Genomic DNA, 21,628 nt, shown 5'->3' on the forward strand with positions numbered 1-21,628 from the left:
AAACCAGCCTATGGATTACCCAGGAAACCTGTTTGTCGTCGCCGCGCCCAGTGGTGCTGGGAAATCCAGTCTGGTCAAAGCCCTGATGGAGCTGGACTCGCGCGTGCAACCGGCGGTGTCACACACCACGCGGCCACCCCGAGGCCAGGAAAAGCATGGCCGCGAGTACTTTTTTATCTCGCCGGAAGAGTTTGACGGCATGGTTCTTCGGGATTCGTTTTTGGAATGGGCCCATGTGCACGGACAGCGCTACGGCACATCCCGCCAAACCATTGAGGAGCGCGTGGCCCACGGCGCTGATGTCATCTTGGAAATCGACTTTCAGGGGGCGGTCAACATCAAGCGCATCTTCGCCAATGCTGTGCTGATCTTCATATTGCCGCCCAGCTGGGAGGAGTTGCGCTCGCGCCTGCAGCGACGTGGCGAAGACGCACCCGATGTGATTGAACTGAGGCTGAAAAACGCCGCCACTGAGATGGAACAAGCCCACGAATTCGACTTCGTTATAATCAACGAGTTATTTGAACGAGCGGTTTTCGACCTGAAAACCATTGTTCATGCACAGCGACTCAAGTTTGCGGCACAACGCCGTGCCCGTGCCGAGACCTTCAAGGCCCTGAACATTGCCTGAGCTGCTACACATTCCCGATATTGCAATTTAAACCGGAGACTCTCATGGCCCGCATCACTGTTGAAGACTGCCTGGAAAAAATCCCCAACCGCTTTCAGCTGGTTTTGGCCGCTACCTACCGCGCCCGCATGCTGAGCCAAGGACATGCGCCAAAGATTGAGAGCAAAAACAAGCCCGGCGTAACTGCCTTGCGCGAAATCGCCGATGGCAAAATCGGCCTGGAAATGCTGAAAAAAGTACCCGGCTGAGTCAGTCCCTACTTTCAAAAAGCACCGCAACAGCGGTGCTTTTTTCATTTCAGCACGCCTTAAAGACCGCTCTTTGCATGTTTTATAGCTGTCGCGATACATTTAAGGCATGAGCGCTTTGGTTTCACCCGTCGTCAGCACCAAGTCGACCCCGGCCGCGGCCAACGCCGCGGCGGCGAGTTTTGCCGCGCTGACCGCCAAGCTGGACTACATGAGCGCCGCCGATGTTGACAATGTCAGGCGCGCCTATCGCTTCGCGGACGAAGCGCATCTGGGACAAATCCGCAACGGCGGCCTGCCGTATATCACCCACCCCATCGCCGTCGCCCAGCAGTGTGCCGAGTGGAAACTGGACGCCCAGGCCCTGATGGCTGCGCTGCTGCACGATGCCATTGAAGATTGCGGCGTCACCAAACCTGAACTGATTGAACGTTTTGGGGCGCCCGTTGCCGAACTGGTGGATGGCCTTACCAAGCTGGAAAAGCTGGAGTTCAACACCCGCGAAGAAAACCAGGCGGAGTCTTTCCGCAAAATGCTGCTGGCCATGGCCCGGGACGTGCGCGTCATTCTCATCAAGCTTGCTGATCGCAGCCACAACATGCGGACGCTGGGCGATGTGCCGCGAAATAAGTGGGCCCGGATTTCCCGCGAAACTCTGGACATCTACGCCCCCATTGCCCACCGCCTGGGTTTGAACTCAACCTACCGAGAGTTACAGGATCTGGCCTTTCAGCACTTGTACCCCTGGCGCTACGCCACGCTAACCAAAGCCCTGGCGCGGGCGCGCGGGCGCCGGCGGGATGTCATCAAGCGGGTTCAGTCGGAGGTGGATGCAGCTTTTAGCCATGCGGCCATGCAGGTGCACATTTATGGGCGCGAAAAGGCCCTGTATTCCATCTACCGCAAGATGGATGAGAAACACCTGTCCTTTGCCCAGGTCACAGACATCTACGGTTTTCGCATCATCGTAGGCGGTGTCACAGGCTGCTACACCGCACTGGGCGTGTTGCATCAGCTGTACAAACCGCTGCCGGGCAAATTCAAGGACTACATCGCCATCCCCAAGGTCAATGGCTATCAGTCACTGCACACCACGCTGGTCGGCCCATTCGGCACCAGCATCGAGTTCCAGATGCGCACCGAAGCCATGCACATCGTGGCCGAGTCGGGCGTCGCGGCGCACTGGCTCTACAAGGCTACTGATCCTGATAGTGATGCCTCCCAGCGGCTGGGAACACAGTGGCTCCAATCCTTGCTGGACATTCAGCACGAAACGCGCGATGCCGCCGAATTCTGGGACCACGTCAAGATTGACCTGTTTCCCGACGCCGTCTACGTGTTCACACCCAAAAGCCAGATCATGGCCATGCCACGCGGCGCGACGATCGTCGATTTTGCCTATGCCATTCACAGCGATGTTGGCCACCGGGCGGTGTCAGCCAAGGTCAACGGTGAGCAGGTACCCTTACGCTCCGAATTGCGCAATGGCGACGTGATCGAAATCATCACGGCCTCAGTCTCCAGCCCCAACCCGGCCTGGTTGGGTTTTGTACGCACTGGCAAAGCCCGTTCAAAAATTCGGCATCATCTCAAGACCATGGCGCTCAGCGAGTCGCAGGAGCTTGGTGAAAAAATGCTGGCCCAGGCGTTGCGGGCAGAAGGCATTGAGCGGCTCCCCGACGACGACGAAAAGAACCACACGACCTGGGAAAAAATACTGCGCTTTTCGGGAAACCGGTCCAGAGCTGATTTGCTCACCGATGTCGGACTGGGCAAACGCATTGCCAGCATGGTTGCCAAACGCATCGTCACCCTGCTGGCTGAAACCGGCGAAAAACCGGATCCTCTCCTGATGAGCCGCGAGCGATACACGGCCCATGAATCCATTTCGCAAGGCGCACTGGTATTGGATGGAAGCGAAGGCGCGTCAGTGAAATTTGCTACCTGCTGCCGCCCGATTCCGGGTGACAGCATTGTGGGATATCTGGGCCGTGGTGAAGGCCTGACGGTTCACACCGACGACTGCACAGTCGCCAAAAAACTGCAGCACCGCGATAGCGAGCGCTTTATCGCCGTGGATTGGTCAGACGAGCCCTCGCGCACTTTTGAAACCGGCTTGTTGGTGACCGTGACCAACGGAAAAGGCGTGCTGGCGCGGGTGGCCGTTGCATTAACCAGCGCGGAGGCCGACATCACACATGTGGACATGGCCCAAGAATCAGCGCAAGACGCGACTGATCTGCGTTTTGGCATAGGGGTGCGTGACCGTGTGCACCTGGCCTCAGTCATGCGAACCGTCAAACGAACACCCTCGGTTCTGCGCGTGCAACGCGCCAAACCCGGCGTCTGAAAATCTTCAGTGCTGGACTGCGGGCTGCGGATACAGCACCTTAAGAACCTCGATGTCTCTCGCTCCCGCTGGCGTGAGCAGTTTCACTTCGTCCCCGACCCGGGCCTTGAGCAAGGCACGCGCCACAGGGGAAATCCAGCTGACTTGGTTCAGCGCACTTTCCGCTTCATCGATCCCAAGAATAGTCACCGTCTGCTCCGCACCCTGCTCGTCTGCATAGGTAACCGTCGCGCCAAAAAACACCTGATCACTGCCCCGATGAACCGAAGGGTCTGAAATCTCGGCTATTTCCATTCGTTTGGTTAAAAACCGGATCCGTCGATCAATCTCGCGCAGGCGCTTCTTGCCATAGTGATAATCGCCATTTTCGGAACGGTCGCCATTGCTGGCAGCCCAATGGACAACCTCCACCATTTTGGGTCGTTCGTTATCAATCAGGTCCAGCAACTCGGCCTTGATCCGCGCGTAGCCTTGCGGCGTGATGTAGTTTTTTCCGCCAGCGGGCAAAGGCGGCAATGACAAGTCGTCATCGTCGTCTGAGTCGGTTTCTTTGTTGAAAGCTTTGCTCATGGAAGCCCGAGGCAGGCAAATGGGACATCGTAACGAAAAAGCCTCTAGAACATCACTGTTCTAGAGGCATCCGTTTGGTGCGGCTGGCAGGAATTGAACCCACTACCCCTTGGTTCGTAGTCAATAAAGGTTAGTAATTTTCCCTGCAAAGAAAAAAGCGAATTTCACTAATATTCAATTAAATCAATCACTTATAAGAATAATTAGTCCAGCGCGGTCCAGCGACATCCACGTAAGCAAGCGTACAACGGTGACGGAACGGTGACCAGGACTTAAAATGGTGGCTATTGATTTCATCCGAGTACACATGACCACCATCACCGACAGAGCAATGCAAGCCTCACCGAAGGAGGCGGATCAGTGGATTACGCAACCCTTTAAACGCGGCACCGGGGTCTTCTTGGGCCGAATCACGTCAACTGGTGAGCGACTTTTCTACTTCCGTTACACAGACTCAAAGGGCAAGCGTCCATTTCTGCCTATTGGCAATTACCACCCAAAAGGAAAGGCCGGCGGACTGACATTGGCCCTCGCGTATAAGCGAGCAGCCGAGCTTTCCACTCTGTACCAAACCGGCGTGCACGACCTACGAGAACACTTCATCGAAATCGAGGCGCAGAAGGCTTTTGCCGTTGAAACAACGAAGCAAGAACTAGCTGCCGCCAAGGTTGCAGAAGAACTCGCAATCAGGCAAAGAATCACCGTGAAGGCACTATTTAATCAGTGGGCAGAAGTCGAACTACAACCTCACACGACAAAAGAAGGTAAACGTGTTGGCCGTAAAGATGGTGGCCAGTACACAAAGGAGCAATTCGAGCGTCGCGTCTTTGGTCCGATAGGTGACAAGGAAGCGAAACTGGTCACGAAAGCAGACATTTTTAAAATCCTGGATGACACCAAAAAAGCGGGCAAGCTACGCACCGGAAATGTGCTGTTGGCAGATTTAAAGCAGATGTTCCAGTTTGCACTGGCCCGCGAAATTATTAACAGGAACCCGCTGGACACCATAACGAAACGTCAAGTCGGAGGTGCAAATGTCGTTCGCAAGCGGAATCTGGAAGAGCCTGAAATACGCGCACTGGCAACCGGACTAAAAAAAGCGGGTATGACTCGCCGAGGCGAAATTGCAGTAAAACTGATTTTGGCTACATGTTGCAGGATCAGCGAATTGATGGGCGCTACGTGGGAGCATATCGACCTAGAGGCGTCGACTTGGCACCTACCAGAAACTAAGAATCAAAGACCACACACCATCCATTTGTCACCCTACGCAAAGCAATTGTTCCAACAGCTTTTAGAACTCCGAAACAGCGATTCAAGGCAGAGTGGCAAGCTCCTCCCATGGGTTTTTCCAAACAAAAGTAGAAATGGTGCCGTCTGCATAAAAAGTTTCGGCAAGCAACTGAGTGACCGGCAACGCCCTGCTGAGCAGCAGATGACCAACCGTACACACAGCACGACAGCACTATTGTTGCCAGGTGGGCATTGGACTGCACATGACCTAAGGCGGTCAGGATCAACAGTTATGGCAAAGCACGGAGTAAGCACAGATGTGATTGACGAATGCCTGAATCACATGATTGCGAGCCAGATGGGAAGGGTCTACATCCAAGATCGCAGACTTGATCAGCAAGCCGCAGCATTTAATCTTCTTGGGGAGAAACTAGCCGAATGGATTCCAGTCTAGCCCGCCGACTTTCTCACTAAGACAATCGCCGAAAAGTGGCTATCGACGGATTGAAGAGCGTTGAAGCTGAGTCAGTTAATGCCGCAGCCATGGCATTCCGGAAGGCGCTGGTTGAGCCCTCCTTGGGCACTGCACGCACCCATCCGCAACCTATCTGGCGCTAAAAAATACGCCGACAGTTAAATATGACAGTTCAAAAGCCGACATCAATAACTCGCACGGACTTGCATGCCTTGGTATGGCGCGAACCACGGTCGAAGCTCGCGCGTATCTGGGGAATTTCCGATGTCGCTATCGGGAAATTATGCGCCAGAGAGTGCATCCCAGCACCGCCGCCTGGCTATTGGGCAAGGAAGGCAGCTAGTGGCAAAGCGTCAATAGTCCCCCTGCCACTCCGGCTACCTGGCCAAAGAGAGTTGATTCAGATTCGTACGATGAATCATCACGAGCTGTGGAATAGCCCAGTCGATCTAGACGCAGAAATATCGCCTCCGACCTATGAGCACACCGTCGACTGGATAGTGCAAACCGCATTTGCACGCCTTGGTCCCTTTCGCGCCAAGAGAGATTTATCAGAACCACATCGTGGTTTACGCCGTGTGCTTCGTTCTGAGGCGAACAGAGCGGAAAAATTTAAAGATAGAGATTGGTCTTTTTACAAGCCGCACTTTTTGGAGCCCAGGTTTCAGCGCCAGCTACGCATTTTTAGCAGTATCTTTACCATCTTGGATTCCATTCAGGCGGTCTGCGATGTCGTTGAAAGGGAAACATGGATTCAAGGAGTGGGTCACATTCATCATCTCGTCGCGCGTATCTCCATCGGTGCATCAAGTGTTCAGCTTCAAATTCTTGAACCTGAGAACCCCAAGGGGAATAGTGACCTGCCACGGGGTAGTGTTACAACACTTCGCGTGGGCAGCAACGACAAAAGTGCAGACTTTTTGGACGAGCCTGTCGCGAAAATTGAACGGCGCCTTGACGACGTCATCAAGGCAATACTCACTCTTGCCGAAACCCAGATGCGGACTACCGATTTTTTAATCTACGAAAGAAGAGTTGAACGCAAAAGCCAGATGTTGGCTCAAATTGCCGAAAGCAAGCGCAAAGAACAAGAGCGGCGCCTGGCCGCAACCAAAGCCAGGAAGGAAGCGATCAAAAAAGAAATTGTCGATGCCGCAACCAACTTGCGCCATGCTCAGGACATTCGTAACCTTGTCGAGGCAATGGCGGGACACCCAGACTGGGTAGGTGATGAGCGCCAAGCTTACTTAGCTTGGTCAGAAGCTGCATTGGCAGAGGCAGATTTAATTGACCCAATGCGTCAGCCAATCCACAGGTGCTTTAGCGCTTGGAAGGGTTAGTGCATTCAGTGAATTGCTAGCAAGTCGAGCCAACTTTGACCACGACGCCAAGGTACTACTTTTACTGTTGACCCAATGCACTCTCATGCAAAAGTCAGCTTTCAGTTAGCTCGCGCGATATGGCTTACGCTGTCTGCAAATTTCATTTGTGTGACGCCCTCAGACTGAACACAGTCCTTTTCTGTTTTGCAGAGAGGGCATACGGCCATCACGATGTCTGTTTCCAGACACAAATCAATTGAAATGCATTTGTCAACCATTCTGGGATTCTTTTAGTGCAAAGAGAATTCGTCGGGTGAGCTAAATTGGATTAAAGTCGCGTTCGGTTCGTCGTTTAAAGGTCAAGATTCGCGCTTTTCATCGAGCTGTAGCTCGCACATTACATCGCGAGACGGTAGGTTCGATTCCTGCCCGTACCAAATTTTATTAGCATGCCTCAACTCGATAGGAAACAACAACTTGCCTTCTCGCGCAGCTCATCCTTTAGGCGCTTGCAAGGAAAAATGGGCAGTGCTACATACAGACTCAACACTATTTTTGTTGGCCTTGAGCACATCGCGGCCGGAAAAGGACAACTACCTGGCGGGTTTGCAGTAACTTGGAAGGCCCCAGAGAGCAGTGAAGTAGCCAAACAAGTGGCCGATCAGGCGAGGCTCTTCGCATGCTTGGCCGCAACTGCGTTGGCATACGATGTCGTCGACCAGTACATTGAAGATATCTCAAGTGAGCCGTGGATAACTCTTTCTGAGAGCACCAAGCAGATCGCAACCAAAGCAGTTACCAGGCCTTCAAACCAAGGGGGCGCATATGGTTTGCATGAGCGCGCGCTTGCCATCGCAAAAGAGCTAGAAGTTGATGAACCCCTGCATATTGCACTTCTCGAATTTTTGGCGAAGTGGCGCAACAGTACTGTTCATGGATCAATTCGAGATGCCAAGCTATCTGATGCATCGCAGAAACTTCTTCAAAATGAAGTCGCAATTTCCGAAGCATATTCTCACCTAAACATCAAACTGGCACTCGACAACTTCAAGTCGAAAAAGACACCAGTACCCAAAGAAATCACGTCATTAATTGCCTCGGCTCAGAATTTACTTCGCAAGTTGGATGAAGCCGCAATTAAAGAAGCGTTCCCAACGACGGATGCCGTAGAGAGGTACTGCCTTTGCATTTTTCGAGGATTATTTGTTACCGAGAGCGGTGTACTTACCGGCAGGCTTAACGAGTACTTCACGCGGCCTTCGGATTGGCGAAGAAAATTTCTCTTGAAGACAATTGCGCCAAATGGGGTTACCGCAACGGGGACCCCAACATCACCGGCTGTCGGAGACGACTTCTTCGATCGCTTGGCGGCAGAAGACCCCAAGCAACTACTGAAAACGCTGACAGAGTAGCTTTCCGAATCAACCTCAGTTTCAAAAGTCGGCTTTCGCTGCGTGCTTGACTCTCGAAAGATTAGTGGCTTCAGAATGTGTTCAAGCATTCAAATACACGTATACGCTAGCTCGCGAAATTCCCAGCGTTTCGGATATCTCCACTTTAGACATGCCTTCGGCGACCATTTGCTGCAGTTTCGCGACCGCCGCTTTGTCCAGGGCCGGTTTTCTTCCCTTGTATAGCTTCTTGCTTTTCGCAATCGCTATCCCCTCTCGTTGCCGCTCCTTAATCAGTGCGCGCTCAAATTGACTGACCGCACCCAGCAATTGCAGCATTAAAGTGGAATACGCTGTTTTGTGGGCATCTGCTCCAGTCGCAGGGGGCTCGAAAGTCAAGTTTTCCTTGGTGAAGGTAACGCTTATCCCCTTGCCAGTCATCGACTCCACCACCTCTTGCAAGTCACGCAGTGAGCGCGAAAGCCTGTCCATGCTGTGCACATAGATATGGTCGCCCTCGCGCACAAACTCGAACATTGCTTGAAGTTGGGGCCGATTGGTGTCTTTACCGCTGGCCTTATCGGTAAAGGTTTTATCCAGGACCACGCCGTCTAGTTGGCGTGCATCGTTTTGATCCGCACTACTGACGCGAACATAGCCAATACGCTTGCCGCCGCTGGCGGTCTTCGCTGCACTCATGTGGAACTCCATATTCAAATAGTTAGCGTCTATTTGAATTCTAAGAGTCATTCTGGAATATGTCAATAAACTGAAATTTGGAGTCTATTTAGACACTACTGGTGCGGCTCGAAACCGTCTATTTAGCGTGTACTTCAAATAGATACGTCAATTCCGGACAGCGGCGGCAATTGCTGGTCAGGAAAGCCGCTCCAGAGCCGTTAAAACACCGGTAGCAGCGTCAAGACTGGCTACTGAATGGGACTTGGCGCTGTTAAGTCGGCACGTCTTGTACGCTTCTTGCGCATTTATTCAGCGAAACAAGCGGAATCGGTTGGCAAGCCGCTTCAAAGTGGCGATGGCAGCTACACACTCCCCCTGCCACTCCTACTTGGATGATGTCCTTCTATAAATGAACGAGCGGAATTTCGAAAAAACTGATACCGAAAGGTCGCCCTGAGCAGCCAGTTAGACCATCAGTCAGACCACCAAAAATCAGGCCAATGTGCGAGGGCTTACCGAATTTTGTATGTGGCAAGACAGCCCAGTGGTTGCAGACCCTCATTACGGCGGGTCACAGGGGTTTGACCATATGCTCGATCTGATCAAGGACATATGCGGAGGCCTGATTAAACATGTCAGATTAAGAGTCAGGCTGCATGATGCTCGTTGCCATCAGCTTTAACGCTGCAATATTTATGCAGCTTGGCGGCTGTCACATACCCAACCAGCGGCGCACACGAATAAACAGGCCTTCACCCGCTAAGGACGTTAATCCTGAGGCTACGAGGGACTCTATTTTTGCCGACGTCTTGGTCGCATTGCTGCGATCAATTAACACCTTCTTAGCGTGCGCATCTTTGGCTTTGACCATCGCAATCTGTTGAGCAGTCATGGGCTTAGCCCAAACCACTTCATTCTTGATAATGAGGTAGTGCGAGCGGCAGGGAAAAGACCAATTTCCGATGGACGGTTTTAAGGTGACCGTCCCAGCATCTCGCTTGTATGCCCACCCTGCTGGATTCAATGGGGTCACCACTTCCCTACCGCAACCACAACAGCACAAATGCAGGGCTGTCCGGAAGCGGTCGGAAATGTACAGAACCCCTTCGCTGAGTGGCCGAGGGGCCGACTCAACGAACTCGACTTTCACTCTTTGCGTTCTCACTCAATTTCCTTTGAAGCTACAACCCGCAGGTGCAATTTCTGGTCGAACACTGTGAATACACGGTGATGAGAGCGCCTATGTTCTAGATAAAAAGAGCGGTACTGTTTCCAGCAGATCACCGCATGCGCCGCGTTGCACATATTCATGTCAGCAACCTGGATGTTGGAGCGATAGAGGTCATCGCCTTCATCATTAAATGTCGGCACACTTTCAAAGAAGTGCTTGTGCTGTTCTGGAGTGCTCAGCGTAACCCGGAACATTCCATGAAGCCCAATCGATTCCTGGTTCATTTGCAAGTCCATGCCGACATCGATAAAGGGGATACCTACTGCCTGCAGGTATTCACAAATTAAGCGCCGTGATGGGCCAGAGTCCACCGCAACAAAGACGAAATCCAACTCGCTAAGCAACTGTAGGTTGTCCGCAGTGATGCGGCAGTTGTGACTTACGATCCCATTGCGCATTGGGGCGTAGCGCTCGGCAAAGTATTCAACCTTGGAAAGCTTACGTGCCAAGTCTTCTGCGCTTGCAGCACCCGGTGCTCGGAACGCATTGTGGGTTTCAAACTGATCTCCGTCGTACATGTGAATCTCCCCAACAGGGGTCTTGGAAACCAAGTCCAAGATGTACGAACCTGTGCCGCCAAGTCCAATCAGACCAATTTTTTCCGTGCGCAGCTTGTCGGTAACAGCAATGATTGCGGCGCGCACTGATGCCATGTCCTCGTACTTAAACACCTCTGCCTCCTTGGAGTAAGAGTAGTTTTTGCGCGTTTTTGCACTGACTCCATGTTCAATGACCCCGGCTTGCGCCTCAATCAAGCCGATGTAATGCTGCATCTTTTGCGCATAGGTCGCGAATTGACTGACACCAATAGGCTTGTTAGAGAAATACACGCTGGCTACCATTCCCTCCCACAAGTGAATAGGGCCGCGCTGGGAAATTAGCCCCTCCATCGGCATACCAGACGCATAACAGGGTACATCTCCAACGAACCACGCCTGATGATGCGGCGGTGGACCCATCGGACAGATCGTTGTCCCGAGATTGCAAACCAACGTACCCCGACGGACCAGTTTGTTGCTGTCAACGTAAGGCACGTTGAGCACCATCAAGTGGCCCTTGGTGATGGCTACTTCGTACCCCAGCTCAATCAGAGGGCTGATCGACGGATCAAGAACGATTTGTGATGCCGACATTGAACACCATCCCTTCTTTCAGTTTGACTTCGCCGCCAACGCCAACTGAGCCATCGGGGCCGTGTTCGCTGCTGTACGTGATCTCATAGACCTTGTCGGGGCCGGGAACGTCTCCTGGATAGGCCATCTCCACAAGTTCCTGGTAAGTAAGTCTCGTCTTCGGAACCATGAACTCACGTGTGTTTACGAAGATGCGAACCTCCTTTTTGGAAGCAGAAGATGCGCCGTGACTGCCATCGTCAGAATGGACTTTAATTGCGTGACTCATATGGGTATTACCTCGTTAAGTCTGGTTAAATGAACCTGTTTATCCTAAGTTGTGAGCTTGGATCAGCAGGGCAGCCTAAGTGTAGCAGAATAATTCTGCTTAAAGCAAGCTGTTTAACGAGATTATTTGATAGCCGAGTATTTAAACTCGATGCCGCCTGTCTGGGCGGCATCTTCAGATCGAAGAAGGTAGCCTTGCGTCACGAGATTTTTGAGTCTGGTACTGGCATTGGGGACAGACAGGCCCAGGTCGGCGGCAACTTGCGATGTGAGTACCGAACCTCTTTGAAGCACGTATTCAACAAGATCACGGGTCGACTTGTTGAGCTCGGGGCCAATGATCTCGAAGTTACTGTCATTCCAGATGACCAATGGCTGATCTTTTGCCAACGCAGCGTAGCTCCAGTTGTCAATGAGATCACGGTTCACCAATTTCGTAAGGTAGAAGCCCTTCTCTCCACGGAGTTGTTTCGCAAGTGCGACGACACTCTCACGAGGGAATGATGCATCTGTCGCAGTGATGCCGTCCAATGAGATTCCAAAGATGTTGCATGAAGCGTTTTGCTCAACGAATTCGGAGAGCTTGCGCAAAACCTCTTTGCCTTCATTGTTGCCATACGGGTGATCCGAACTCGTAAAGGTAAGCAGCGATGTAAGCATTGACTTCTGGTTCATTTAGCCTATTTAATCAGATGGGCCGCTTTGGGTCAAGCTGAAAATCGAAACAGATGTGCGTGCCGGCAAGCTTGACTAGATTTTGCGAATGGTTAAAGGTTGTACCGTCTGGGCTGTGAACAACAACAAACTCAAAGTCTTCCAGTCTCACTGTAATCTTTGCTTTGTATTTCTTTGCTACCTCGCTGGATTGCTTAAGTCCCAATCCGCACCCGTCCGTTACTTTCTGGCTAATTCTTCCCTCAGAAAATACTGCCTGCAATAGTGCAACTTTCGGTGGCAGCGGAGAGGTGGCAATCTTCGTTGCGAGTTCAGGATATCGTTGAGACAGAACTGGCATCAGCGTTCCGACTATCCCGAGTCCGCTATCCGAAATCACAGTCTGAATATGGTTTGCCTTCTTGTAAAACTGCAATCCTGCGAATCCCGGCGTTTCCGCTCCCGAGTGCTCTTCAACGTTTTGAAGCAGCTCAGATAAAACAGTAAAGGCGGGAACCGAATAGCTATTTCCGGCACAGGCAACAAAACTATTCTTTAAAAGTTTCGGGATGTTCTCTGCAGGTGCAACCGGATCAATTTTCTTTAGTTCAACCAAACCCTCATTGTTCCCCTTAAATTCGATTGCCTTCGATCCTACAGGACGCTTTGGAAGCACCGCAATTGATGGAAGAAGATGCTCAAAAAAGCCGGCGCGGTCAAGATAGGTGAGAGTTGGCCTACACCTACTGAAATCCAAGGTAACTCGTTTATGGATAGCCGCAAGTTGATTTGAAAATGCTAACAACCGGGCTAGCGCATCCATCATGATCTTGCAGCCATCCCCAAAGATAAAGGAGACAGCGGGCATCGAGCACTCAAGAGGAGAACCAGTCTTACGGACAGCTTGCTCAAATCCCTCAGACGTAAGCCACCCGTTGCCTGGAAATCTAACTTCAAATACACGATCAGAAACTACGTACCACCGGTATGTTTCATCCACAGTAAACACAATTGGATTTCCATAAAGAACTGTGTTGACGTGCGGACGTTCGACATCCAACTGGGCGGCGATTTCTCGGGCTTTTAGTCCTGGGCTAGATTGAAGGATTACCTTTAGCTTCTCAAGCATCGTTGGGTTTGCGATCATTCAATGTGCAGTAACCTGACCGTTCATCAGCAGGGGTAGGAGCCAATCGCGAAGTTGGGACAATTGCTGGTTAGCCCTAGTATTGATGGCAATTTTTTCGAACGCAGGCTCAACGGCGGCGGCAAACTTTTCAATGACCTCGCCTGTAGGAATAGCGAGATTGGTCAGTTCAATGTCAGTCGAGACAATGGAGTCGAAGACGGAGCCTGAAGACTTGACCTGCAGGTGATGGATCAACTCCTTGGCGAGAAAAAACAGAAACACATGGCTGATGCCCGGCTTGGGGCGCAACGCATAACATGATTGGTTCATTGCCATGTCGACACCTGCTAGTACGAGTCTACCCACTGAACCACGCGCAGTGATGAAAACGGTATGCTTACCAAAACGCTTGGTACTACTTCCTTTCAATCCTTCTTCGGTGATGTAGTCTGCCGTCGAAAACTTGAAAATGGCTCCACCAGCATCTGTAGGGGTAAAAAAGGGAATATCACCGCCCCAAAATTCTGGATTTTTCTTGGTGGGCGTTCCACCTCCCAGTAAATCTGCAACGGCGAGAACGCTTGAATCACACCACCCCTTTGGAATCTCCCGTTTCAACGTGGGGTTGAAAACCATTTGGCCGCCGGAGGATTTGAAGGGTTTGCCGTTGGCGTCGGGGAAATCGAACTGCACGAACCAGTAGTCGTACAGCGTCTTGGTCATCGCCTCCAGCTCGGCGTTGATGCGGTTGTTGCAGTCGATTTTGGCGTCAATATCTTTCAACAAGCCGGCGACTTTCTTTTGCTTCTCAATTCCCGGTATTCGAATTGGGAATTTCGGCATCTCATTCAGCGCGATTCGGTCCACAGTTGCACCGGTGATTGTGTTGGCAACAATTCTTTGCTGAAAAGCTGGAGATAGATAAGCGTAAAGAAGGTACTCGGGGATCACCTTGCCTGAACGCGGCCGAAGTAATCCCATGCGACGCCCTAAACATGCTCTAACACCATCAGGCATCAGAGCAGCTTCCCCCAATCGAGTTTCATACGAAAAAAGTAGATCACCTTTTCGCGGTGTAACTCGCTTTGTCCACTTTTTAAAATCTTCCTCGCTGACGCGAGCAGACTTGGATAGATCGAGACGCCCTTTCTCAAGGCTAGAAATGCTTAAGAAAAAAGGCCCAGCATCTGTCTTTACGGGTGTTGCGTGCGGGCCATCAAAAATCTCGGCAACTTGCCCCACAGTGGTCATCAAATCAACCATTCAAAGTCACCCCAGCCAACTGCTTCTTAATCTTCCGTTCCAAACCGGCGGACTCTTTGAATAAGTCGTCCAGTTTTTCTGTGAATTTGTTCATCCTGGCATTGAATTGCCTTTTCGTCAGCGCAACATATTCGATCTTCACATCGAAGTATTGTCCTGCGCTCAAGCTGTAGTTCTTTACTGCGATCTGCTCGTAACTGACGGACACCGAGAAATTTCCCTCCTCCTTCTTAGAATTAAAGTTGGCAATGATGCGGTCTTCCTCTGCATCGGATAACAGGGTTTTCTGGTTCTTGCCGTCTTTGACCTTGGTACCCAGACCAGAGGCATCGATCAGTACCACATCGGCCTTATTAGCCGCGTCAATAAACAGAATGGAGACGTTTGTCCCAGTGGTAGCGAAGATATTGCTGGGCATTGAGACCACACCCGCCAACATCTTGTTGTCTACCAAGTGTTGGCGAATGCTTTTGTCAATGCCGCTTTGTGCAGTGATAAATCCAGTAGGTACCACCACGGCAGCTTTACCGCTGGGCTTCAACGAATAAATGATGTGCTGCAAGAAAAGCTGGTAGATAGCCATCTTGTCCACGGCCTGCTTGGGGGTGTTCGGCACCCCGGCAAAGAAGCGCACTTGGTGCTCTTTGCTGTCCAGCTCATTTCTGAAGTCGGAAAAATCCATCTTGAAAGGTGGATTGCTGACGATGTAGTCAAACTTCTTGAGTGCTTTGCCATCCCGGTGGTAGGGGTGGAGCACGGTATTGCCCTGGATGATATTGGGAATGGAATGAACCAGGTTGTTCAAGATCAAGTTGAGGCGCAGAAGGCTAGAGGATTTTTGCGAGATGTCTTGCGAGTAGATGCTGCAGCGTTGCTCGCCAATAGCGTGGGCAATGTTCATGAGAAGCGTGCCGGACCCTGCGGAGGGGTCATAACAGCTCACGTTTTTGACCTTGCCGCGCACCTTTTCTGGCACGAGGATAGCAGCCATGATCTTCGCTACGGCATGCGGGGTGTAGTACTCGGCATACTTGCCGCCGCTGTCTTTGTTGTAGTCCTTGATGAGGTACTCAAACAGCGCTGCGTAGAAATCGTATTTCTCACTAAAGATGCGCTCAAAGCTGAAATCGCCCAGCTTGTTGATGACGGCGCGGCAAAACGCGTCGCGCTTAGACGTGTCGGTGATAAATTCGCTGACGCGGTCAAAGAGGGTGATCTTGGTACCGCCCTCGGTTTTGACGGCAAAAATGTCGTTGTTGGTGATGGCAATGTCGCGCAGAGTGTCGTCAAACAGCTTGGCAAATTCGGGGGCATTCTGGCGGCCAAACAAGTGGGCGATGAAATGCTCCGGCTTCAATCGGGCAGTGTCTGGACCCATCTGCATCTGCAGCATGTCCAAATCATTCGCGCTCAAGGCGGAAATGGCAGCTTCCCAGCTTTCGGCCTTGGCAAGGGCTGGCCGGATTTTCTTGGCCTCAAACGCAAATTTGTCGTTCAGGAACTTGTAGAGAAAGACCTGGGTGATGATTTTGAATTCATTACCGTCGTTGCCCAGGCCGTAATTAGCACAGATGGACTTCAGACTGTCGATGAGTTCGCGGGTTCGTTGTTCAAATTGTTGGGTTACCAAGCTTGTGCTCCAGGGTGGCCACCGCCCGTGCGGGTGCCTGCGAAAAATTCATTCATGTATTCCGACACCACCAAGTGGTTGATGCTGCGGGTGGCGTCGGGGGTCAATGGGATGTGTTGATGGGTGTAGAACTCGTCAATCACAATGGGCTGCATCATCCGCTCGAAATATTTTTCGTTGTTCAGAAGCTGGGTGTTTTGCAGCACTTGTTCGTCCGCCTGCGCTTTTACGCCGACCAACGCTTCAAACAATTTGCGCTCGGTTGGAATCAGGTCGCCTCGCTCTCGCAAGCGCTTGTGAATGCGGGTGTATTTGGCATCACCGCGGTATTTGGCTCGCAATTGGTTGTTTTGGCGGTTTAGCTCTTTCACCTTGTCGTGAATAGCGTTGAGTGCGCCGATATTGGCGTTCATGTCTTCTTGGCTCACTTCGCTGAGCTTTTTGTTCTTGAACAGCCGCTCCAGCTCTTCACGCAGGGTAACGAACTTGGGGTCTTGCTGGTCGAAATTGTCCGCCAGGGCTTCACGCGTCTGACGCAGAGTGTTTTTCAGCTTATCGGCCAAGACCAGTTCTTCTTCTCTGATCTTGGCGAATTTGAAAATTACGTCTTCGAGCGCGATGTTGAGCAAGTTGCTGGTGTCAGTTTCAGATTCGATAGCCTCTTTGAGGTTGAGGAGGTCCAGGTGGTTGCAGGTTTCGCGATAGAGCTGGCCGAGCTTATGAAAATCGAGTTCCTGCAATAGCCCGTACTCGTCTTGCATGCGAATCAGGTTGTAGAGGTTTCGGGCGTCAGCCAGCGCTTTTTTCAGCGCCAGCACGGCAGTTCGGTCTTGGATTTGGTTCAGCTGTTTTGAAAATTCTTCGGCGTTCTTAATGTCGAAGCTGAAGAGGAGGTCTTTGATGGCCTCGATTTCATGCCTGATCTCCTCGGCCGACTTGAACAGGTTGGAGTAGTTTTCGATCTCATCGCCCAGCTCGGACTGCAACTCGTCGAAGTAGTCCTTGTTGGTTTTGTCGAATTCCTTGCGGATGTCGGCAAAGTCCACTACATAGCCATATCGGAAATCTTTGTAAGTGCGATTAACCCTCGTGAGCGCCTGCAGCAAGTTGTGCGCCTTGATGACGCGCCCAAGGTAGAGCTTTTTCAGGCGTTTGGCGTCAAATCCGGTGAGCAGCATGTTATAGACAAACAGGAGGTCGATCTTGCCGGCCTTGAAGGCTTCCACCCAATCCTTGCGCTCGTCTTTGCTTCCTACATCGTGCAGGATCAGCGCGGCGCTCCTAACGCGGTTTGCAAGCTGCGCACGTTCTACATAGTTGCCCGTTGGGGCATTTGCAAATATGGCTTGCCCTGAGTCTCGGCCAACTACTGTTGACGATGAGGGATCGGCGTACATCGCTGTGAAAATGCGGAACATTTCACCGGCTTGATCAGCGCTGTCACAGATCACCAAACCACCAATGCTGGCGTCGCCATAGGCGCCGCGGCTTTTTTCAAAGTCACGCACGATGTACTCGAGCATAGGCTCGACGAACGTTGGATGGGAGTAGATCAGTTTGCGATCTACATCCCCCTGCTTTAGGCGAACCGTAGCGAGTGCCTCTTGTAAAGACAGCTTGTAATTTGTGGAGATTTCTTCGCGTATCAGCCTAAGGGTGTAGCCGTCGGCAATGGAGGCGTTGTAGTAATATTTGTGGATGTAGTCGCCGAACAGGGCACGCGAGTTGTAGTCGTCACCGAGCAAGGGCGTGCCAGTGAGCCCAATTTTGATGGCGTTGCGGTCTGACTGGCTGAGATTGGCCAGAAAGCTGCCCTGCGGGTTGTAGCTGCGGTGCACCTCATCCAGAAAGTAGACGCGCTGGATGCTGAAGTCGTAGTCCTCGGCCCGCACCACATCTGGGTCATCCAGAAATTTCTGAATATTGACCACGGTGATTTCGGGCTTTCCACTGTGGTTGTGCAGCACCTGTGTGGTTTTGATGTCGCGCGCAAAGTCAGCGCGGCTGTCGACAGTATGGACCACCAGCCCCCGGCATGCAAATTCGCGTTGCGCCTGCGTAGCCAGATCAAGGCGGTCAACGATAAAGTAGAACTTCGGGATGACGCCTTTGCGCTGGAAGTAATCAGTAAGAAAACGAGTGTTGTAGTAGGCCAGTGCGGTTTTGCCGCTGCCTTGGGTGTGCCAGATGATGCCCTTCTTGACGCCTTCATCAAGCTTCTTCTCGATGGCTTTGGTAGCAAAAAGCTGGGGATAGCGCATGACGTGCTTTTGCAAGCCGTCTGACTCCTTGACATAGACTAACGCAAAACGCAGCAAGAAAGCCAAGCGCCCACGGCTAAAAAGTGACGTGCAGATGCGGTTGGTCGGCGTGTCTGGCGATTTGTTGCTCAGAAACTCGGGGCTGTGCTTGATGACGTTCAGGTTGTTGTCGCGCAGCACGTCGTTTTCGAGGGCGTCGTCCTCTGCCGCCAATAGCTGAGAAAGGTCCAGCGTCTCGACTTCTCGGTCTTCTCGGAAGTAGTTGAAGACGGGCGAGTCATAGGAAGGGCTGGCGTAGAACGCCCCTTCAATTGGTTGGGGCGAACCGTCTTCGTACTCCATGTTGTTGGAGAAGACCATCAACTGGGTGATGTTGATAAAGCGCCTGAACTTGGAGTTTCGGCTGCGCGTGATTACGCGATTGCGCTCGGCTAGCACGCCTTCACGGTTATTGGGTTTTTTAACCTCGATAAAAGCCAAGGGCATGCCGTTGATGAGCAATGTGATGTCGGGCCGGAATTCGTCGTCACCATTCTTGCAAGTAAGCTCGGTGACTACATGGAAGCTGTTGTTGTCAAAGTTTTCGAAGTCAATGAGTCGGATTCCAGAACGGTCCGTGAGCTTTTCATAAAAGGCCTTGCCGAGGTCTTCGTTGTCCAGTGATAGCTTGACGTCGGCCAAAAGGCGATCAATATCTCCTTCGTCTATACCGGAGTTGAAGCGTGCGATGGCTTCTTGGAAAAGCACAGGAAAGATGTTCGTCTCTCCATCCCAAGCGGAATTTTTTAGTGAGAGATAGCGATAACCGAGCCGCACTAGATGCAATATCGCGGGAATTTTTACCCTTGAATCTTCACTGAACACCATGCGACTGACTCCCGAATTTAAATATTATGTCTGCACTCTTCAATGCCAAATTTTTCTTGCCCACGTGCAGAGATCGCTCTGGATTGCGGTAAAAGCGTGATTTTCTTTTAGAGCAACGGAAGGGTACTCGTTTTGGCAACTACGACCTTCGGCAATGCGACCAACCGATCAGCGGGGTATGCCGCATTAAGTCCCTGCCCTAGGGCCCCCAGACAGCGGGTCAACGTGATCTACCCGATACCCAGGGCAAGCACCACGGCGAAATCCTGTTGCCGGGCATGGATTCTGCCGCTTGAAGGCGAGAACTTCAGCCGCTGACCTGGGTAGCCTCTCCGCAAATGCCGGTAGGGTCAGACACAGAGCCAGGATGACCGGCAGTTAAATCACCCGCCGGTACAGCCACGTGGAAACGCTACCTGTGTGTACCCCAGACGATCAAGCAGGCTGACTACGCGGGAACTTTCGGCATCGCCTGAACCTTGTTCAGGACCTTTTGACCGTCCGGCACCCCGGACATAGTCTTCAAAAAAATTTGATTACGACCAAGAATTTCCTTGATTTCGGCCGCACGTAGCGGCTTTTGCAGAATGGTGAAGTTTTTCAGTTTTTGGAACCTGCACACGTCTTTGTTTCCGTGATGCTCTCTATCCGACCATTCACCCGTTCCTTTTCCAAACGCAACGATCCCCTGCCGATTCTCATATAAGAATACCCAATCATCTTTTCTGATTCTATTTATATTCTCTTTCCATGGATCGTAGAAGGCCGCAGCGATTCCTTCCTGCAGCATCATCTCCTGATCTTCATCGCCATGTGATTTATTAGTATTCAGAATGTGAAAGCCACTTGGCTTATCTACGCCTTTGTTTTCGAGTGACTTGGTCGCCTGTTCAACACCGGTCTCGAGGAGGAGCAATGCACCATCCTGGCGAGTCAAACCAAAATTGTCCGAGAACTCGTCCACAAATGACAGGACATTTTCGGGCATTCTCAGAGTGATGGTTTTGAGGGACTTATCACGGCCCCGTGATTGCGCGATCAGTGCGTCTAGCTTGCTCATTTCAATTCCTTGCTGTGAAAACTGAATAGTACCCGAATTTTTCTAGAATGTTAGAAAATTCTTTTCAAGTAAGAATAAATATTCTCATGGCGATAGGTAGCCTCAAGTGCGGCATCCATGTCGGTCGCCGACAACATGCCGAGATTGCAAACGCGTGCGTATTCAATGGGGTAGCTTCCCGGCTTGCGCTAGCAAATCACATTGCTAAAAGCGCCGACCGATGCCGTCCGTTTCACTCAAGGTCAAGCCTTGCTCGTCGCTTGGGTGGTTTGGGACGAGTTGCCAGTTGCGAAAGCATAAAAAAAGCCCAGCAAGCCGGGCGTAAAGTCATTTTCATGACGTGCAGCCAGGGAGGCCAGCCGCAAGATGATGTTAACGGAGTAGCGAATCATTCGCGTAATATTTGGCTTTGAAACAGTCGGAGAATGTCATGCCAGTAGTAGCAATTCCAGAAAGGGACGAGAAGGAATTTCAAGCATTGCTTTCAGAACTACAGCTTGATCGCTCGCAGTTCACATTGAAACTCACTGAGCATCGTGCCGCGACATTTGGTCCACGAGTGAAGACCATCAAAATCTCCTGGACGGATATTTTGGAAGCTGAGTACAGCGCATCAGAGCCCACCAGCTGGGTCGAACAATTATTTGCCGATTTCGAAAATGGACTCATACCAAGCATCCTCGCCGAATCCAGGGCCGCGCACAATGCCGCCACAAACTCCATTGCTTGATCAATTCCGTATCGTTTTCGAACAGTTTGAGTGCTGAAGTTGTTCCTCACGGAAATACGCGATCGGCCAGGCCGCAAGAATTTCCGTTACTTCGGTGATTTTGTCTGGTGAGTTGGTTCAGCCATCTACGCTGCATGCGCTGTGTGAGCATTCAAGTTCTAGAAAGCATGCCGTTTCAGCGATCCAAAATCATGTTTCCGTGACCACCGCTGTTTTCACTAGCAAATTCGAGTGTTTTTCCGTGACTGTTACTGTCCAAAAACGGCGGATTTTGGTAAAATTAAGCCACTCCCGACAGCTATTGCGAGACCGTTTCTTGGACCGATGCCGTTGACTCCCAACGCTCCATTTGTGCAAATGCGCCACTCACTTGCTGCCTGACGTCCGGCATCTTTCGTTCTGAATGATGTGCGGTAGATGATGGTTCTCATCGTCTAGAAAACTCTCACCCCTTTCGATCACATCCAGTCCTGACAAATTCAGGCGCTGAATGGCTGCGCTC

18 protein-coding genes and 1 pseudogene are annotated in these 21,628 nt (G+C 51.5%); 7 read left to right on the forward strand and 12 right to left on the reverse strand.

The annotated features are described in order from the left end of the window. Positions 1–10: 10 nt before the first annotated feature. The 3 genes from gmk to VE934_RS16220 all read left to right on the forward strand — a co-directional run bounded on the left by gmk (position 11) and on the right by VE934_RS16220 (position 3,229). Positions 11–631 (forward strand): guanylate kinase, encoded by a 621-nt coding sequence (gmk, locus tag VE934_RS16210; protein WP_324889384.1) that lies wholly within the window; start codon positions 11–13, stop codon positions 629–631. A 44-nt stretch (positions 632–675) separates the two neighbouring features. After that, a complete protein-coding gene (gene rpoZ / locus VE934_RS16215) occupies positions 676–879 on the forward strand; it encodes a DNA-directed RNA polymerase subunit omega (protein WP_135262476.1) in 204 nt (67 codons plus the stop codon). Between the two features lie 109 nt (positions 880–988). Then, complete coding sequence (locus tag VE934_RS16220; protein ID WP_324889388.1) at positions 989–3,229, forward strand: bifunctional (p)ppGpp synthetase/guanosine-3',5'-bis(diphosphate) 3'-pyrophosphohydrolase; 2,241 nt, start codon at positions 989–991, stop codon at positions 3,227–3,229. A gap of 6 nt (positions 3,230–3,235) precedes the next feature. Here the strand turns inward: VE934_RS16220 and greB are convergent, their stop codons facing one another. Beyond that, a complete protein-coding gene (gene greB / locus VE934_RS16225; protein WP_324889392.1) occupies positions 3,236–3,799 on the reverse strand; it encodes a transcription elongation factor GreB in 564 nt (187 codons plus the stop codon). 307 nt (positions 3,800–4,106) lie between these two features. Here greB and VE934_RS16230 point away from each other — a divergent pair, with 307 nt between their 5' ends. The 3 genes from VE934_RS16230 to VE934_RS16240 all read left to right on the forward strand — a co-directional run bounded on the left by VE934_RS16230 (position 4,107) and on the right by VE934_RS16240 (position 8,241). After that, positions 4,107–5,486, forward strand: coding sequence for a tyrosine-type recombinase/integrase (locus VE934_RS16230; protein ID WP_324889393.1), 1,380 nt, complete (start codon positions 4,107–4,109; stop codon positions 5,484–5,486). Positions 5,487–5,920: 434 nt separating this feature from the next. Further along, positions 5,921–6,847, forward strand: a complete 927-nt coding sequence (locus tag VE934_RS16235) for a hypothetical protein (protein ID WP_324889399.1) — start codon at positions 5,921–5,923, stop codon at positions 6,845–6,847. Between the two features lie 431 nt (positions 6,848–7,278). Next, entirely contained in the window at positions 7,279–8,241 is a 963-nt protein-coding gene (locus tag VE934_RS16240; RefSeq protein ID WP_324889403.1) for a hypothetical protein, read from the forward strand. An 81-nt stretch (positions 8,242–8,322) separates the two neighbouring features. Here VE934_RS16240 and VE934_RS16245 read toward each other — a convergent pair whose 3' ends face one another. The 11 genes and pseudogenes from VE934_RS16245 to VE934_RS16290 form a co-directional block, all read right to left on the reverse strand. After that, positions 8,323–8,919: a recombinase family protein gene (locus tag VE934_RS16245; RefSeq protein ID WP_324889405.1), complete on the reverse strand. Its 597-nt coding sequence runs from the start codon at positions 8,917–8,919 to the stop codon at positions 8,323–8,325. Positions 8,920–9,613: 694 nt separating this feature from the next. Continuing rightward, positions 9,614–9,793, reverse strand: a complete 180-nt coding sequence (locus VE934_RS16250) for a hypothetical protein (RefSeq protein ID WP_324889408.1) — start codon at positions 9,791–9,793, stop codon at positions 9,614–9,616. An 18-nt stretch (positions 9,794–9,811) separates the two neighbouring features. Next, positions 9,812–10,066, reverse strand: a pseudogene (locus VE934_RS18195) (DUF6527 family protein); the annotation flags it as partial. Further along, positions 10,063–11,265 carry a ThiF family adenylyltransferase gene (locus tag VE934_RS16255; RefSeq protein WP_324889410.1) on the reverse strand — a complete coding sequence of 401 codons (1,203 nt, stop codon included), beginning with the start codon at positions 11,263–11,265 and terminating at the stop codon, positions 10,063–10,065. The pseudogene VE934_RS18195 and the gene VE934_RS16255, both read right to left, overlap by 4 nt. Then, positions 11,240–11,533, reverse strand: coding sequence for a multiubiquitin domain-containing protein (locus VE934_RS16260; RefSeq protein ID WP_324889412.1), 294 nt, complete (start codon positions 11,531–11,533; stop codon positions 11,240–11,242). The genes VE934_RS16255 and VE934_RS16260 overlap by 26 nt, the downstream gene beginning before the upstream one ends. Before the next feature lie 122 nt (positions 11,534–11,655). Then, the gene (locus tag VE934_RS16265) at positions 11,656–12,207 is read right to left on the reverse strand and encodes a DNA-binding protein (protein ID WP_324889414.1); all 552 of its coding nucleotides are present in this window, start codon (positions 12,205–12,207) and stop codon (positions 11,656–11,658) included. Positions 12,208–12,220: 13 nt separating this feature from the next. Further along, complete coding sequence (locus tag VE934_RS16270) at positions 12,221–13,333, reverse strand: ATP-binding protein (protein WP_324889415.1); 1,113 nt, start codon at positions 13,331–13,333, stop codon at positions 12,221–12,223. Further along, a complete protein-coding gene (locus tag VE934_RS16275) occupies positions 13,334–14,578 on the reverse strand; it encodes a restriction endonuclease subunit S (protein ID WP_324889417.1) in 1,245 nt (414 codons plus the stop codon). Next, on the reverse strand, positions 14,571–16,208 hold the full coding sequence (locus VE934_RS16280; RefSeq protein ID WP_324889423.1) for a class I SAM-dependent DNA methyltransferase: 1,638 nt from the start codon (positions 16,206–16,208) through the stop codon (positions 14,571–14,573). Before VE934_RS16280 ends, VE934_RS16275 begins: the two co-directional genes overlap by 8 nt. After that, positions 16,202–19,336 carry a type I restriction endonuclease subunit R gene (locus VE934_RS16285; protein ID WP_324889435.1) on the reverse strand — a complete coding sequence of 1,045 codons (3,135 nt, stop codon included), beginning with the start codon at positions 19,334–19,336 and terminating at the stop codon, positions 16,202–16,204. Before VE934_RS16285 ends, VE934_RS16280 begins: the two co-directional genes overlap by 7 nt. 448 nt (positions 19,337–19,784) lie before the next feature. Then, positions 19,785–20,396: a hypothetical protein gene (locus tag VE934_RS16290; RefSeq protein WP_324889437.1), complete on the reverse strand. Its 612-nt coding sequence runs from the start codon at positions 20,394–20,396 to the stop codon at positions 19,785–19,787. A gap of 430 nt (positions 20,397–20,826) precedes the next feature. On the opposite strand from VE934_RS16290, the gene VE934_RS16295 reads away from it, so the two are divergent. Then, positions 20,827–21,126, forward strand: a complete 300-nt coding sequence (locus tag VE934_RS16295; protein WP_324889440.1) for a hypothetical protein — start codon at positions 20,827–20,829, stop codon at positions 21,124–21,126. Positions 21,127–21,628: the final 502 nt, after the last annotated feature.

Source organism: Polaromonas sp. (assembly GCF_035638815.1).
In the GTDB taxonomy this organism is placed as follows: domain Bacteria; phylum Pseudomonadota; class Gammaproteobacteria; order Burkholderiales; family Burkholderiaceae_C; genus Polaromonas.